The 16,845-nt window shown below is 37.5% G+C and carries 16 protein-coding genes; 14 read left to right on the top strand and 2 right to left on the bottom strand.

Annotation, left to right across the window (positions count from 1 at the left end):
- The first annotated feature begins 2 nt into the window (after nt 1–2).
- From BMW39_RS02925 to BMW39_RS02990, 14 genes are all read left to right on the top strand, one after another.
- Complete coding sequence (locus tag BMW39_RS02925) at nt 3–1,091, top strand: DegT/DnrJ/EryC1/StrS family aminotransferase (RefSeq protein ID WP_034977046.1); 1,089 nt, start codon at nt 3–5, stop codon at nt 1,089–1,091.
- Nucleotides 1,091–2,152: a DegT/DnrJ/EryC1/StrS family aminotransferase gene (locus BMW39_RS02930; protein WP_034977048.1), complete on the top strand. Its 1,062-nt coding sequence runs from the start codon at nt 1,091–1,093 to the stop codon at nt 2,150–2,152. The genes BMW39_RS02925 and BMW39_RS02930 overlap by 1 nt, the downstream gene beginning before the upstream one ends.
- Before the next feature lie 5 nt (nt 2,153–2,157).
- Nucleotides 2,158–2,661 (top strand): N-acetyltransferase, encoded by a 504-nt coding sequence (locus BMW39_RS02935; protein ID WP_034977049.1) that lies wholly within the window; start codon nt 2,158–2,160, stop codon nt 2,659–2,661.
- Nucleotides 2,662–2,689: 28 nt separating this feature from the next.
- Complete coding sequence (locus BMW39_RS02940; RefSeq protein ID WP_034977051.1) at nt 2,690–4,183, top strand: oligosaccharide flippase family protein; 1,494 nt, start codon at nt 2,690–2,692, stop codon at nt 4,181–4,183.
- Between the two features lie 14 nt (nt 4,184–4,197).
- Complete coding sequence (locus BMW39_RS02945) at nt 4,198–5,346, top strand: glycosyltransferase family 2 protein (protein ID WP_034977053.1); 1,149 nt, start codon at nt 4,198–4,200, stop codon at nt 5,344–5,346.
- Nucleotides 5,346–6,383, top strand: a complete 1,038-nt coding sequence (locus BMW39_RS02950; protein WP_083391871.1) for an EpsG family protein — start codon at nt 5,346–5,348, stop codon at nt 6,381–6,383. Before BMW39_RS02945 ends, BMW39_RS02950 begins: the two co-directional genes overlap by 1 nt.
- A complete protein-coding gene (locus tag BMW39_RS02955; protein WP_034977055.1) occupies nt 6,361–7,173 on the top strand; it encodes a glycosyltransferase family 2 protein in 813 nt (270 codons plus the stop codon). The genes BMW39_RS02950 and BMW39_RS02955 overlap by 23 nt, the downstream gene beginning before the upstream one ends.
- Nucleotides 7,146–8,384, top strand: coding sequence for a glycoside hydrolase family protein (locus BMW39_RS02960; protein ID WP_131474341.1), 1,239 nt, complete (start codon nt 7,146–7,148; stop codon nt 8,382–8,384). The genes BMW39_RS02955 and BMW39_RS02960 overlap by 28 nt, the downstream gene beginning before the upstream one ends.
- Nucleotides 8,385–8,463: 79 nt before the next feature.
- Nucleotides 8,464–9,519: a glycosyltransferase gene (locus BMW39_RS02965; protein ID WP_034977057.1), complete on the top strand. Its 1,056-nt coding sequence runs from the start codon at nt 8,464–8,466 to the stop codon at nt 9,517–9,519.
- 272 nt (nt 9,520–9,791) lie between these two features.
- Complete coding sequence (locus BMW39_RS02970) at nt 9,792–10,748, top strand: sugar transferase (protein WP_086045785.1); 957 nt, start codon at nt 9,792–9,794, stop codon at nt 10,746–10,748.
- A gap of 11 nt (nt 10,749–10,759) precedes the next feature.
- Entirely contained in the window at nt 10,760–11,200 is a 441-nt protein-coding gene (locus BMW39_RS02975) for an adenylyltransferase/cytidyltransferase family protein (protein WP_034977058.1), read from the top strand.
- Between the two features lie 3 nt (nt 11,201–11,203).
- Nucleotides 11,204–11,749: a dTDP-4-dehydrorhamnose 3,5-epimerase gene (rfbC, locus tag BMW39_RS02980; protein WP_034977060.1), complete on the top strand. Its 546-nt coding sequence runs from the start codon at nt 11,204–11,206 to the stop codon at nt 11,747–11,749.
- 71 nt (nt 11,750–11,820) lie between these two features.
- Entirely contained in the window at nt 11,821–13,122 is a 1,302-nt protein-coding gene (gene rimO, locus BMW39_RS02985) for a 30S ribosomal protein S12 methylthiotransferase RimO (RefSeq protein WP_034977061.1), read from the top strand.
- Between the two features lie 525 nt (nt 13,123–13,647).
- A complete protein-coding gene (locus BMW39_RS02990) occupies nt 13,648–14,016 on the top strand; it encodes a septal ring lytic transglycosylase RlpA family protein (RefSeq protein ID WP_034977062.1) in 369 nt (122 codons plus the stop codon).
- 76 nt (nt 14,017–14,092) lie between these two features.
- On the opposite strand, the gene BMW39_RS02995 is transcribed toward BMW39_RS02990, so the two are convergent.
- The gene (locus BMW39_RS02995; RefSeq protein WP_034977065.1) at nt 14,093–16,213 is read right to left on the bottom strand and encodes a cation:proton antiporter; all 2,121 of its coding nucleotides are present in this window, start codon (nt 16,211–16,213) and stop codon (nt 14,093–14,095) included.
- 11 nt (nt 16,214–16,224) lie between these two features.
- Nucleotides 16,225–16,794 carry a hypothetical protein gene (locus tag BMW39_RS03000; RefSeq protein WP_034977067.1) on the bottom strand — a complete coding sequence of 190 codons (570 nt, stop codon included), beginning with the start codon at nt 16,792–16,794 and terminating at the stop codon, nt 16,225–16,227.
- Nucleotides 16,795–16,845 lie beyond the last annotated feature (51 nt).

Genomic DNA, 16,845 nt, shown 5'->3' on the forward strand with positions numbered 1-16,845 from the left:
ACATGCTACCATTAGTACAGACTTCCATTCCGCCAAGAGAAATTTTGATGCCGAAATTGGAAGCAATTTTATACAGCGGCTACGTTGCACAAGGTGAAGCAGTAGAAGAGTTTGAAAGAAAATTTGAGGAATACATTGGAGGTGGTCACACGCTTTCACTTAATTCTGGGACAGCAGCTTTGCACATCGCATTGATACTTGCTGGTGTAAAAGAAGGTGATGAGGTGATCAGTACCGCTTTAACAGCAGAGCCTACAAATACTTCTATCAAAGCAGTTGGAGCAAAAATTAGATATGCAGATGTGGATCCAGAAACCGGAAATATTTCTCCGGATGCAATCGAAAAATCTATCAATCCCAAGACAAAGGCGATCATCGTAGTAGATTACGCTGGGATTCCTGTCGATATCCAACGCATTCAGGAGATTTCTGAGAAATATAATATTCCCGTAATTCAGGATGCTGCGCACGCTTTGGGTTCCAAATTCAATGGTAAAAAAGCAGGAAACCATTTCCCGTTTACAGTCTATTCTTTCCAGGCGATTAAGCATTTAACTACTATTGATGGTGGTGCTTTGCAGATCCAGGACAAAGAATTGTATGAAAAAGGAAAAGTGATCCGCTGGTTCGGTTTGGATAAAAAACTGAGCCGAATGGATAATAATATTACCATCCAAGGTTACAAATACCACATGAACAATGTGAATGCTACGGTAGGATTGGTACAATTAGAAAATATCGAGGAGCTTGTACAAAAGTACATTACCAACGGAAAATATTTAGATGAGCAACTAAAAGGTGTTGATGGTGTAGAACTGATCCAGTACTATCCAAACACAGAACCTTCGTACTGGCTTTACACCATCAAAGTGGAAAACAGGGAGGCTTTCATCAAAAAAATGGCTGACAATGGAATCATGGCTTCCGAACTTCACAAGAGAAGTGATTCTCACACCTATTTGAATGATTTTAGTTTAGAATTACCAAACCTGGACGAATTCTACAGCAAAATGGTGCATCTTCCTTGTGGATGGTGGGTGACCAAAGCGGACTGCGACAAGATGGTAGAAATCATAAAAGGCGGTTGGTAATGGTCTCTATTTACAAACCCTTCATGCCGGAGAACATTACGGAAGGCATTAACGAGATTTTATATTCAGGGCAGTTGGCCTATGGAAAATATGGTAGGGAGTTTGAAAAAACTCTCTCTCAGTTTATTGGCAATCCAGATGTTCTGACCGCTGCCACATACAATCAGGCACTGTTGATGGTTTTGTCGATTCTAGATTTGAAACCTGGCGACGAGATTATTGCAAGTCCTGTAAGTTGTCTTGCCAGTAATCAACCATTTGCCGTGAAAAATCTTCGCGTAAAATGGATCGACGTAGACCCGGAAACCAGTGCAATGGATGTTTCACAGCTGAGATCACTCATCACAAAAGATACAAAAGCTATCTTCAACAATCTTTTTTGTGGCTATGCCGGAGAACTGGATGAAGTTTATAAGATCGGAAAAGAATTTGGAATTCCTGTAGTAGACGATTGTATAGAAGCTTTCGGGACAGAATATAAAGGAAAGAAGACAGGAAATACCGGCGCCGATATGACGGTATTCTCATTTCAGACCGTGCGTTTGCCGAACACTATTGATGGTGGTGCCATCGCTTTTAATAATAAAGCCTTCTTTGAAAAAGCAAAGCTGGTAAGAGATTACGGTATCGAAAGAGCCAATTTTCGTCTGCAAAACGGCGAGATCAATCCCAATTGTGACATTTCTATCGAGGGATATGGTGCGACAATGAGCGAGATCAATTCGTACATTGGAATGAAACAGATGGAGGAAATAGAAGTTTTGTTTGCTAAGCAAAAAGCCAATGCCGAAAAATGGAATTCTTTTTTTGAAGACCACGCGGACGCAAAAACTCTGAAAATTAATAAAAATGTCAACCCAAACTATTGGGTCTATGGCGTTTTGGCAGAAAACAAAACCGAGTTCCTGCAGCAGATGAAGGATAAAGGCTTCTATGCGACCGGCGTGCATATCAACAATAACATTTATTCTGTTTTTCAGAATGACAAAGATCTTCCGGGCGTGAACGAGTTTATGAAAAAATATGTGGCAATACCATCTGGCTGGTGGGTAAATTTATAATTGAAATGAAATTTACAACGACACTTATAAAGCATTCTGACATCTCCGAGGAACAACTGACGGAGATCTGTAAGCTCAAAGCAATACGCTGGGATTACACGTTGGATCAGCACAAAAAATGGATGATCGAGAATATCCAGGCCAATGATTTCCATATTCTAATAAACGATGGTGAGAAACCGATTGCCTACACCAATTTAGTCGACATCACTGCAATCATCAACGATGAAAATGTGCAAGTTAGAGGAATAGGAAATGTCTGTACTTCAGAAACTGGAAAGGGTTTTGGAAATGTTTTGATGAAAGAAGTGAATACCGTATTGACGCAAAACCAATGGAAAGGCATTTTGCTTTGTAAAGACCACCTTGTTCTCTATTACGAAAAATTTGGGTGGAAACTAATTGATAAACATTCGGTACAAGCCGAAAAGTATAATGAGATCAATTTCATGATCTATGATTTCCCTCAAGTGGTAGTATCGTTGACATATAATGATAGGAATTTCTAAAAATCAATGATTTTGACTTGACATAAGGATGAAAAAAAACATAATAGCTAATTTTGTCGGAAGATTTTGGGGCATACTCTCAAATTTTTTATTTATTCCACTTTATATAAAATACCTTGGTTTTGAAAGTTATTCTGTCATCAGTTTTACACTGATGATTGCTGGTATAATGGCAGTTTTGGACGGTGGCCTTACTGCTACATTATCCAGAGAATTTGCGCGAAGGGATAATGATATTACCGAAAAAAGAAATATTTTCAAGAATTTAGAGACACTATATTTCATTGTAATTTTCATTTGTATCCTCAGTATTTTTGTTTCATCAGACTATGTGGCTGATAAGTGGCTAAAGATAAATACAATAACTCCTGATAGAATTTCTTTTTTTTTAAAAATCATCAGTTTTGAGATTGGTTTTCAACTTCTTTTGAGGTTCTACATGGGTGGTCTTTTAGGTTTAGAAAAACAAGTTGAAGCCAATATTGTTCAAGTTGGATGGGGTATTTTTAGAAATGGTCTCGTCGTGTTGGCTATTATCTATTTTCCCACTTTAGAAATGTTTTTTGCTTGGCAAGCCATCGCAACCATTGTATTCACAATAATTACTAAGATTTTTTTAGACAAGATTGTTCTTGGAATATATACACTCAATTTCAACTTTAAAATAGAAAAACAGATCCTTTCGAAGGTCTGGCAATTTGCGTCAGGAATGTTACTTATCGCTCTGGTGTCAGCGTTCAATACACAGATGGACAAATTGGCTATTAGTAAATTATTGTCTATAGAAAATCTTGGATATTACACTTTGGCTGTTTCGCTTTGTCAAGGCCTTATCATTTTGGTAAACCCCATTGCAACGGCATTGTTACCTAGATTTACTGCCTTTTTCTCTACTGACAAACATCAAGAAGCAAGATTACTCTTCACAAGAATGAGTGTTCTCGTTTCTATTTTAGTATTCTCAATTATGATGGTTATGTCTTTCTTTGCCAAGGATTTGATTTGGGTTTGGACAGGTAATGAATTATTGGCGGAGAAAACACGTCATCTTGTTCCAATTGTGGCAATGGCCTATGCTATGTTTGCGATACAGTTTTTACCGTACAATATTGCTATTGCAAATGGCTATACTAAGCTGAATAATGTATTAGGGATTATTAGCCTTTTCGCAACTATTCCAGGATACTTTTTTGTTACAAAATATTATGGAGCCATAGGGGCAGCTTCAGTTTTTTGTGGTGTTCAGATAGTTACCACGATTATTTATTTGTTTTTTATTAATAAAAAATTTATCAAAAGTGATATCATCAAGGATATCTATTGGAGACAATTCGTTTTACCGTTTTTAATTGCGGGAATCGTAGCTTATCTATTTTCCAAGATTCCTATTCTGGTAGATAATAGCAGAATCTTTTCTTTAGTTTGGATAGGTATTGCTACATTTGCAACCTTAATGATATCATTGTTTGTTTTGGTTCCCATTAAAGATATAAAGCAATTGATCAATCTGAAAAAAAAATAATACCTATTTTAACAATGCAACCATTATTAAGCATAGCAATAGCAACCAAAGATCGAGAACAATACTGTATCAAGACCATTCAGTCTATTCTTTCATTTAAGGATGATAGGATTCAGATCACAGTTGCAGACAATAGCAATACAACTAAGGTCAAAGAATTCGTGGATGCTCTGGCATCACCGCAGATTGCATATCTTTATGATAATAGTCCGATCTCATCTATAGATAACTTCAACCGTGCTATGGAAATGACCACAGGTGAATACATCTGTCTGCTAGGTGATGATGACGGCATCTTGCCAGAAGCCATGGACTATCTGGAATGGGCGAAATTGAATAATATTGATTCTTTCTGCTGCAAAGACACTATCCCATATTTTTGGCCGGGCGCACATCCAAGTTATGAAAGCGGTGGATTGTTTGTGAGCAAATTTACAGAAGGAAAGAAGAAAGTAGATGCCAAAAAAGAATTGGTCAAGTTATTGGAAGCTGGCATTGTAAATTATATGTTCTTTGATCTTCCCAAATCCTATCATGGTTTTGTGAAAAAAGACATAATGCTTGAGATAAAGGAAAAATCGGGTAATTTTTACGGAGCGCTTAGTCCAGATATTTTTTCTGTGGTGGCGATTGCACTTTCTTGTAAAAATCATTATATTATTGATAAACCTTTGACGATTGCAGGTGTTTGTAGAACAAGTACCACAGCAGATCAGTTCAAGGGTTTACACAGTGGTGAACTCAAGGATATGCCTCACCTGAGGAATCGTAAAGTTCCATATGTTTGGGATAAGGACATTCCGGAATTCTATAGTGTGACCACAATCTGGGGAGACAGTGGGCTCAATAGTATAGATGCCATGAAAATGCCTGAGTACCGCCAATATTTTAATATTTATCCATTGGTGGCACAAGCTCTTCTTATGAATAGAAAGCAGATTCTAAACTACATGATTGAAAAGTGTGAAAAATTAAGGAAGGAAAAGAAGATTGGCAAACTGGTCTTTTGGAGTCGAGTATCTTTTTCTGTGCTTGGTCTAGTTATAGATAAAGGCAAGAGAATGTACAGAGATTCTTTCGCTTCCAAATCTGTCGTGATAGAGAATGTAGAAGATATTCTACAGGCCTTCAAATTATATAACCAAACGGTAAACAAGTCTTAATGGGTTTCTTAGTCTATTTATTACCATTTTTATTTTTGGCCGGTGTTACGTTCATGACGTATGTCTCCAAACTAAACCTAAAATCCTACAAAGCAATATTGTTCCTGGGTCTACTGCCTGCTGCTTTAATAGCGATATTAAGTGGTGATTCGGGTACAGATAAGTCTAGTTACTACATTTGGATTTCCAATACTTTCGAAGGGGATATAGATAAAATTGCCTATGAGCCAGGCTTCAAATATTTGACCTATTGGTTATCACTGATCTATCCTAGTGAATACTTTATCATTCCGGTAGTAGGGTTAATTACAACCATATTTCTTTGGTTAGCCTTTTCGGATAGCAAATGGCGTTTGATTGTTTTTACCTTCCTCCTGTTTCCATTCTTCTATTTCGATATGACAATGAATGGTCTTAGGTACGGTCTAAGTTTTGCGATCAGTGCCTATGCTGCAAAACTAATTCTAGAGGATAAGGTAAAATCATTTTTCTTCTTCGGACTTTTGGCCGTCAGCATGCAATATTCCTCAATTATCATTATTGCTATGATCTACTTTTCGAGAATTAACTTCAAAAAAATTCATACCGTCCTGTTGATTGTTGTCGTTTACGTCCTTTTCAACGTTCTGGATCTTAGTTATTTTGATAATAAGGTCGATATGTACAAAGACCTTACAAAACCCTCAGGTATTTCTGGGATCACGCCGCTTATATTGTTTACGCTTATCTTTGGCCTCAATTGGTTTTTAAATAAAAAGATAAACAAAATATTTTTCATCATATTTGGGCTTCAGATCGCATCGTTTATATTATCGCTTAGCTCATATTCTGGATTAAGATTCCAGAGTTTGTTTATTTTCACACTGTTGATCTACATTGCATTTTTTCAGGAGATCAAAGAATTCAAAAAACGATATTTGATCTATTTCATTCTGATTGGCTTTATGAGTTTTTCACTGAAGATAAGAAACTTTATGAACGAAGAGAAAGAAGTAACAACACCATTCCTGCCTTATGAGTTTTATTGGGAAAGATAACTTGGTCAGCGTCATTGTTCCTTTGTACAATGCGCAAGATTCGATTGTACTTAGTTTACGATCTGTATTGGAACAGACCTATACCAATTGGGAAGTTGTCATCGTAAATGATGGCTCTACAGACGACAGCAAACAGATCGTAGAAAATTTCATCAATTCCCAAAACGATGAGATCAGATCAAGGTTTAGTTTGTTCGATCAGCCCAATGCTGGCCCATCACGAACCAGAAACAGAGCGATCGATCTGGCAAAAGGAACTTATATTGCATTCCTGGATTCCGATGATGTCTGGATCCCAAGCAAGTTGCAAGAGCAGCTTGATCTGGCACTTCAGTATCCAGAGGTTTCTATCATCGCAGGCGCCTTTTATCATGAGGTGGAGGAGAATGTGCCTTACTTTGAAAAGATCACATTTGACCAATTGTTGTTCAAGAACTATTTCGCGACGCCTATGGTTTTTATCAAAAAAGAATACCTTTTGGAGATGGATCACTTTTTTGACGATAACAAAAGATACGGCGAAGATTATGATCTTTGGTTAAGGTTGTTACAGAAACGGGATGCTATTTTCATTAATAAGATCCTCGGAAAAAACGCTTTTGGAAAAGCTAACTTTGGACAAAGCGGATTGTCTGCCCATCTTTTCGCCATGCAAAAAGGGGAAATATCCACGTATAAAGATCTTTATCATGCAAAAGCGCTTGGTTTTGGTAAGTTGGTAAAAGTTTTATTATTTTCATATCTCAAATTTTTTAGAAGATTATGCTTAGTTTATTTAAAACGAAAATAGGTTCCGTACTACTCGTCATTACAATCGTATTTGTGAACTGCACCTCATTACCAACATCTATAAAGGTGGCGGCTAAAGATGATACACAATTTCTTCAAAACAAGATCAATACTCTTGGGAATAATGGTGTTTTGGATGGAGGAAATAAAACATACTACGTTACAGCATTATGGTTGAAAAGTAATATGACGATACAAAATATGAAGCTGGTGTCCATTCCCACTTCTATTTCAGATGTAAGTGTCATCAATGTTGGAAATGATCTGGAGACAAACACATTCAACAAATCCTCGGTCGCAAGAACAAGTATTGAAACATCGCGTAACAATGGAGGTTTTAAAAATATAACCATCAAGAATATATCCATAGATGGCAACCGCTCTCTTCAGAAAAAATTGGCTGTTGAAGATAGGGATGGAGGAAAACATGGAATAGCGGTCAAAGGTTTTGCAACAAATATTACGATTGTAGATGTTAATATTAAAAACTGTGCAACAGATGGTATTTCGCTATATAGGGGATTGCACACCAACTTAGATTCTGGTAAAGAGATCTTCGCCATCAGAAATGTTACCCTAAGAAATGTGACATGCACCAACAACAGAAGACATGGCGGTTCTGGAGAATCAATCGATGGATTGATCATGGAGAATTGCAGATTCAATAGCAATGGATTGACCATCAATGGAGGAAAGCAGGAGGGCGACATAGGTGCTATATACAATGGTAACCTCTATGGCAATGGTTGGGATATGGAAGGCTACGGGCTTGGGTCAGGGATGAGAAATATCAAAATTTCAAATACAGAATTCCTTAAAAATATGGGAGGAGGCATCGTCTTCTACGATATTACAGATAGCAGAAACAACAAGTTCATAAATCGTGGAAACATTACGCTTGATAATTGTAAAATAGATGCTGGCGTCAAAAATCCTACTGGATACTTCTCTTTGGTCTTCAGTAGCACAATTGAAAATAAAAAGAACAAGACCAAATTGTTTTCCAATATCAATATCCTCAACTGTACTCTGTATGGAAAATTATTATTGAGGTCGGTAGCGAATATCAATATTAGCAATACAAAGATTATCAAAGGCAATGAGCGTTTTGACGGCCTTTTGGACAATGTAAGCAACCTTATGAATGGACGGGCGGACGCCGTGCAAAGTGGCTCATTCTCTTGGGACAACTATGATTACAGCAAAAAATAGTTTTTCGATTCCATTTTTGGTGAAGGTCAAAAAATAATTTTGCCAAAATAATGGTAACTTTCGCAATTATTAAAAAAACATGAAGATATTACAAGCTATTACTTTAGCAGATCTGGGTGGAGCACAAAGCGTGTTGATCAACCTTTCCAATAAAGCCGTTGAAGATGGACACGATGTGTATGTGGTTTCCGAGGAAAATGGTGCAATGTGGGACCTTCTTTCCCCGAAAGTTCGCAAGATAAAAGTTAAAGAGCTTCAGCGAAGCATTAGCCCGGTCAATGATTTTAAAGCATACCTGGCTCTTAAGAAAATTTACCGCCAGATCAAACCAGATGTTATCCATCTCCACAGTTCCAAGATAGGAGCGCTAGGACGTTTGGCCTTTCCAAAAGAAAAAATAATATTTACCGTACACGGTTTTGACTCTGTGAGACTTGCGAACCCAAAATTTTTGATCATCGAGAAGCTTTTGAAAAGCAGGGTGAAAAAGATTGTAGCCGTAAGTGAATATGATAAGGTGATTCTCAAAGAAGAAGGTATAGACAAGTCCGTCGTAACGATTTATAATGGTATTCAGGACATCGATGCGGGTAAGAAATTATCTCCGACAGTTGATTTTGAAACGTTGAGAAAGGACTACAAGATCGTGATGTGTATTGCCAGACTTAGTCCTCAAAAGAAATTCGACCTGTTTTGTGAGATCGCGGAAAAAATGAGAGGCGAGAAGTTAAAATTTGTTTGGATTGGTAACAAAGAAGATGTAAGGCCGTTAAGTGACAATATCATGATGCTTGGCGAGATCTCAGATGCAAAAGATTATTTACGTTACGCCGATCTGTTTATCTTACCAAGTAATTATGAAGGGCTTCCGATTTCGATCATAGAATCATTAGCGTATAGAAAACCAGTGATTGCCTCCAATGTTGGAGGTGTTTCAGAAATTCTTAACGGGAAAAATGGCTTTGCTTTAGAAAATGATGCGGATTTGTTCGTAGAGAAAATAAAGCATGTTCTCCTGGACGAAGGCAGATATGAACAATTTTGCGCAAATGCTAGGGACACTTATGAAAGTCATTTTACAATTGATCAGATGTACAACAATTATTTTTCACTCTACGAAGAAGCAAACCACTAATATTTGTGTAATTTAAAAATGAACTCAAAAAATGCAGATTTATTACTAACATGACTTGTTTTTAACTAATATCGGAAAAAAAATAATCTTAAGTGATTTTTTTATCAATATTGATGATAGATTCTTTTGATCAAACTATTGAGTGCATAAAGTTCAAGATGTATTATTTAGAATAACTGTTAAAAAAATAATATATTTGCAGACAAAATACAAGTGAGAGTAATGAAACAAAAAACTAACAACTTAGGATTCGATTATTTAATAAAAGTTTTATGATAGTGAAAACTTATTTGAAAGTATCCAATCCTGTACAAAGATGCCTTTTCATAAATGTAAGTGATATCTCTCTGAAACTTTTCCGAGGGACGAAGCTGAGAAGGTCATTTAAAGTGATTAGATATAATTCCGAAATCAACACAAAAAGTATTTTGGAATATGTGAACCGTTTGAATATCAAGACAATTGTAATCGAAACTTCAAATTTGAATCATTTGCCAGAAAACTTAACAAACGATATTATCGATGCAAGGCTTAGTGGGGTAAGGGTTTTTGATGCGCAGGAATTTTACGAGATCGTCAACAGACGGATACCGCTCGTAAAACTAAGTTCTAACGAATATTTAGCCGATGATATCTTTTCCATCGGTCTAAAACACCATTCTGGATTGTCATCCAAAAGGATTATCGATCTGTTGGTGGTATTGTCCATATTGCCAGTTGCCTTGCCTCTTGTTGTCCTTGGTTGCTTGCTTACACTGTTGTCATCTTCGGGAAATGTACTCTTTGTCCAAGAGAGAATCGGAGTGGGTTCCAAGAAATTCAAGATCTACAAGATCCGAACGATGAAATCCAAGCATAACGGAGGATACACCACGTCCAATGATGACAGAATTACAATCGTTGGAAAATTTTTGAGATTGTCCAAGATTGATGAATTACCACAGCTGTACAATATTTTGCGAGGTGACATGAGTCTAATAGGTCCTAGACCAGAAAGACCGGAGTTTGTGGATCTGTCCAATGAGGAAAATGCTTACTTCGACCTCAGACACGTGATCAAGCCAGGTGTTACCGGTTGGGCACAGGTCAATCTTCCGAAAGCTACGCCAGATGATAACTTGAAAAAGTTAGAATATGACCTTTATTACATCAAAAACTATTCGCCAAGATTGGATATCGAAATTCTTCTTCGTACCATCAAAGTTGTAATGACCATGAACAGTAACTAAAGCCTTTTATCATGAAAACTGACAAAATTGGGATTACTTTTTCTGCATTTGACCTGTTGCATGCTGGACATATCAAGATGCTCGAGGAAGCAAAGACGATTTGTGATCATTTGATCGTTGGATTGCAGATCGATCCTACCATTGATAGGCCATTTAAAAACAGGCCCACCCAATCCGTTGTTGAAAGGTATATCCAATTAAAGGCTTGCCGATCCGTAGATGAGATCATTCCGTATAATACAGAAGAAGATCTGATGGATATTCTGAAATCATTTGTAATAGATGTTAGAATCATTGGAGATGATTATAAAGATGTCAATTTTACCGGAAAAGAATATTGTGAGGAGAAAGGCATTCAAATATATTACAACAAAAGAGACCATAGATTCTCAAGCTCCGCACTTAAAAAAGCTGTTTTTGACCAAGAATTAGAAAAATTAAACAGAAAATAATTTATGAAATTAAAGGAGACGCCGCTGAAGGATTGTTATATTGTAGAACCTACGATTTATGATGATGATAGAGGCTATTTCTTTGAGAAATATAACGAGAGGAGATTTGAGGAATTGACGGGTTTCAATGGCCATTTTGTACAAGATAATGTTTCCAGGTCAACATATGGCGTGTTGCGCGGATTGCATTTGCAGAAGGGAGAACATGCACAGGCCAAATTAGTTTCTTGCTTAGAAGGCAGTGTTTACGACGTTGCACTTGACCTAAGAAAGGAGTCACCAACATTCGGTAAATGGTTTGGAATAGAACTTACAGGCGAAAACAAATTGCAGTTGTATGTTCCAAGAGGCTTTGCACACGGATTTGTGGTCCTGAGTGAAAATGCGACCTTTACCTACAAATGTGATAATTTTTACAACAAACAATCAGAGGGAAGTGTTCTATGGAATGACCCAGATCTCAATATTGACTGGCAACTACCAGCTGACGACGTCGTACTATCCGACAAAGACAGGATTGGTCCAACTTTCAAGGAAGAAAATTTTTAATATAATATATAAGGAATCAAAATTTTGATTCCTTTTTTTATTACTAAATTTGCAACCTCAAATTTTTATGAATGCGTACTAAATCAACAGGTAAGAAAAAAATTAATATCGTCACCCTTGGATGTTCCAAAAATGTCTATGACTCAGAAGTCCTCATGGGTCAGCTGGAAGCCAATGGCAAAAAAGTGGTGCACGAGGAAAAAGGCGATATTGTGGTTATCAATACTTGTGGATTTATTGATAATGCAAAAGAAGAAAGTATCAACACGATTCTGGAATATGTAGACCTCAAGAATCAGGGTGTTGTAGAAAAAGTATTCGTGACAGGTTGTCTTTCCGAAAGGTACAAGCCGGATCTTATTCGTGAGATTCCGGATGTAGACCAATATTTTGGAACACGAGATCTTCCGATTTTGTTGAAACATCTTGGTGCTGACTACAAACATGAGTTGGTTGGCGAGAGATTGACGACCACACCAAAGCATTACGCTTACCTCAAAATTTCCGAAGGTTGTGACAGACCTTGTTCTTTCTGCGCAATCCCTTTGATGAGAGGGAATCACATCTCTACGCCAATCGAAAAATTGGTCATCGAGACTCAAAAACTGGCGAAGAAGGGCGTGAAGGAATTAATTCTTATCGCTCAAGATCTGACTTTCTACGGTCTTGATATTTATAAGAAAAGAGCTTTAGGTGAATTACTTCAGGAATTGATAAAAGTAGAAGGCATCGAGTGGATCAGACTTCATTATGCTTTCCCAACAGGCTTTCCAGAGGATGTTTTGGATATCATCAGAACTGAGCCTAAGATCTGTAACTACATCGATATTCCGCTTCAGCACATCAATACAGAACTTTTGAAGGCGATGAAACGTGGAACGACGTTCGAAAAAACGAACGCACTTCTTGATAAGTTCCGTGAGAAAGTGCCAGATATGGCGATCAGAACAACATTGATCGTTGGTTTCCCAGGCGAGACAGAAGAGAAGTTCGAAGAGTTGAAACAATGGGTGAGAGATCAGAGATTTGACCGTTTGGGTTGTTTCACTTATTCTCACGAAGAAAATACGACGGCTTACGTTTTGGAAGATATTATTTCTGACGAAGAAAAGCAAAGTAGAGTAGAGCAGATCATGGAGATCCAGCAACAGATCTCTTGGGAAAAGAATCAGGAGAAAATCGGAAAGACCTTCAAATGTATCTTTGATAGAAAAGAAGGTGATTATTTCGTCGGTAGAACGGAGTACGATTCGCCGGATGTAGATAACACTGTTTTGGTTCCTGCAAAAGATGTTTATATTTCCATTGGAGAATTTGCAAACGTGAAAATTACTTCGGCAGAAGATTTTGATTTGTACGGAGAGCTAGTATAAATGCAATTTTAACTAATAATTAAGCCTTCAAATCTTGAAGGCTTTTTTGTTTTCTGTTAAAATTTTAGACGTTTTCATTTAACGTATTGAAAATGAATTATTTATAATATAATGACCACTTCTAATTAAGCTTTTGTATAAATTAATATTGATTTGATATTAATATCACTTTTGTATAATTATAATACTATCAATTATGATTAATTATTAATTTATTTTAGCTAAAAAACATTCAGAATTATTAAATATGAAATTAAAGCATTGATTGTAAATTGGCTTAATTTACTTAATTTCCTGTTATATAGCGTTTTATATATTTAAAGTGTTACTATCATGTTGTATGTAATTAACAAAATATGAATTAAATTAACATATTTTAACAAATCTTGCGATTGACTTACAGTAAGTAGTTGTAGAAGATTGAAAATTTGGAAAATGCCCGATTCATGCGTGGTTTCGCAGAATGTGAGGTTCGGAATGCCATTCCTGGTATCTTTGCGGAGTCAAAACCAATAAAAATCCAACATGATAAAAAGAATTCTTCTTGTAATCATAATGATGATTTCAACACTTGGTATTTATTCTTTCAAGAGTTATGCCACAGATGCCAAAACAAGTTTTGCATCGTTCTACCACGATAAGTTTAACGGTAGAAAAACAGCAAGCGGGGAAATTTTCAGCAACAAAGCACTTACCGCTGCGAATAAAACACTTCCTTTCGGGACAGAAGTAAAAATTACAAATTTGATCTCTGGGAAAAGTGTTGTAGTTAGAGTTAACGACAGAGGACCATACCACTCATCTAGAGCCTTTGATCTCTCGAAAGCTGCATTTGATTCGATAGGCGACACCAGAAAAGGGACCATCGCAATCGAATACGAAATTATCGACTAAGATCCAACTTATTTTAAAGTTTAAAAGCCATCCGATCCGGATGGCTTTTTTAGTTGGTATGAGATGGATTCGAATCCTATCTGAAAATCTTCTTGATGATATTCCCGATCTCTACGAAGTCATCGTGGTTTCGTACAGACCGTATCTCTGTGTTTTCTTCATCAACCTTTGAATACGGATAGATCAGCAGATAATTCTTGTTCGGAAGTTTTGAGTTGAGGAAATCCGGAATGTATCGCATCTTCGGAAAGTACGACGTCATTCCACGTTTGGCCAAGATCAAGATCAAGCCTTCATTGTCCTTTATCTTTTCCGCTTTTTTCTCTGCATCTGCCCAAGAATCGGTGATGATGAAATCTGCCTCAATATTGACTTTTTTGATGATCTTTTTCAAGACATTGATGATGTTTTCAGGCGCATAGAAACTGATCACAGCACCAGAGTTTTTTCCAATATTCCAAACTCTTGCCAGAGAATGGAAAAATCCAGATTCCAAATGTGCATTCTCCGGAATCATCACCAAATAACGTTTCACTGTAGAAAGTGGTTGTGCGGCGTGGTAAACGAAGATATTGATATCATTGTTCTGCAGATAACCATTATAAAGATTGTCTGCGAATGACGCGGAGAAACCTTTCTCATCTTCCAAACCAATAATAAGATCCGTGATCTTCTGTTCTTTCACCACATTATTGATTCCGTTGATCACATCATTGTCATAGCGTGTCAATGGTTTTAATTTGACATCTGCTGCAGAAGCGGTGTTCACGGCATAGCTCAGGATCTTCTCAGCGTTTTTGATAGAGGAATCATTTTTATCTTCATTAATGACATTCAGTCCGAACATATTCTCTGTGTTCGCGTGATTTTTAACCAATAATCCAAGGTTGACGGTCTTATCAACCATTCCCTCATAATTTAGCGCCAAAAGGATATTTTCCTGCTCGTGATTGTTTCCGGTGAGTGTATCTTCATTTTCTGCTTCTGCGATCTTTTCCGCGCTTGCCATCGAGATGAAAGATGAAATGGTACACGAAATCAATATTAATAAAATACTGCCGTTCAAAACGTGTTCGTTCAATAATCTGACAGGTTCACCCGCTTCGTTCTCAAAGAGGATTATGTTATAACCAACCATTACTGCGGCCAGAGTTGCAGCAGCCGAGGCGGAACTTAATCCAAAGATCAATTTTCCTTCATGCTTTGTTAATCGAAATGTTTTCTGGGTCAGAACGGCCGCAACATATTTTCCTAAAATGGAAGCCACCAACATGATAGACGCGACTTGCAGAGTTTCCCAACTTTTGAAAAAGACTTTGAAATCGATCAACATTCCAACGCTGATCAAAAAGAAAGGAATGAAAATCGCGTTCCCGACGAACTCGACCCGATTCATCAATGAAGAAGTGTGCGGAATCAATCGGTTTAATGCCAATCCCGCCAAGAACGCGCCGATAATGGCTTCAACGCCCGCTAATTCTGCCAAAAGTGCCGCCAGGTAGATCATTACCAATACAAAAATATACTGCGAGATCTTATCATCCACTTTCTTGAAAAACCATCTGCCGATGATTGGAAATATTAATAAAACCACCAATCCGAAAGCTAAAACCGAAGCGGAAAGCTTGATCCAAAATTCGCTCCCAACTTCACCCTGCGACATTCCAACGACAACCGCCAAAACCAATAGGGCAAGCACATCGGTGATCATCGTTCCGCCAACGGTGATGTTTACAGAGAGATTCTTCGCAACGCCCAACTTGCTAACAAGCGGGTAAGCGATCAAAGTGTGTGATGAAAAGAGACTGGCAAAAAGGACTGAAGTTAAAAGTGAAAATCCTAAAATATAATAGCCTCCCAGAAATCCAAGCACAAAGGGAACCACGAAGGTGTAAAGTCCAAAGGTCAAACTTTTCCATTTGTTCTTTTTGAAGTCGCCCATATCGATCTCCAGACCGGCTAGAAACATAATATAGAGTAATCCTGTAGTTCCAGTCACCACAATACTACTATCTCGAGAGAGTACATTGAAGCCGTTTGGTCCAATGATGGCGCCTGCGATGATGAGTCCGAGAAGATGTGGAACTTTGATTTTGTTGAGTAATAATGGCGCGCTGAGAATGATGATGAGAACCACCAAAAACTTCAGAACGGGATCTTCCAATGGAAGACTGAGGTTGTGAATACTTAAAAGCATTTGTGTGTTTTTTATTTTGGACGTACCAATTCTACAGAAAATACAGCAGAACAGTTGTTGTTGACGGTGATCGTTCTCTTGCCGCGAATCTTTTCGGGCGAGATCTCATTAAGCAAAATGTTCATATCAACCAATTTGGAAGAGGTAGAATCGGTTTTGAAATTGAGTTTGATCTCGTTGTTTTCCAGCTTTCCGGCGTAGGTTCGCACGAGATTGTTTTTGCTGTACACGTTGACCGAAGTTTGCAAAGAATCATTCACAAATTCCCAGATGTCCGTTCTCTGGTCGCCGATCACGTAGTCGGAGCAGTTGGATTCCGTGCAGATCACCTTTCCGGTCCATTTCCCGAGAATGTCTTCTGGCCAAGTCGGGATCACGATGGAATCTACTTTTTTTGCGTAGAGACTGTCTCGCATTTTCAACAGCGCATCAAATTCTGCTTCCTTTTGCGAGAAGACATTTTCTTTTTCAGACAAGAGTTTTTCCCTTGCATCCAGCTGTTTTTCGCGTTCGTTCTCCTTGCAGGAAAATAAAAATATTGACAGACAGCATAACAGCAGGATTTTCGTACTTCTCGGCATAATTTGATTTATTTTTGAATTTCAATATAATAAAAAATATCCAAAGTCGCA

It is taken from the genome of Epilithonimonas lactis, from assembly GCF_900110605.1.
Classification (GTDB): domain Bacteria; phylum Bacteroidota; class Bacteroidia; order Flavobacteriales; family Weeksellaceae; genus Epilithonimonas; species Epilithonimonas lactis.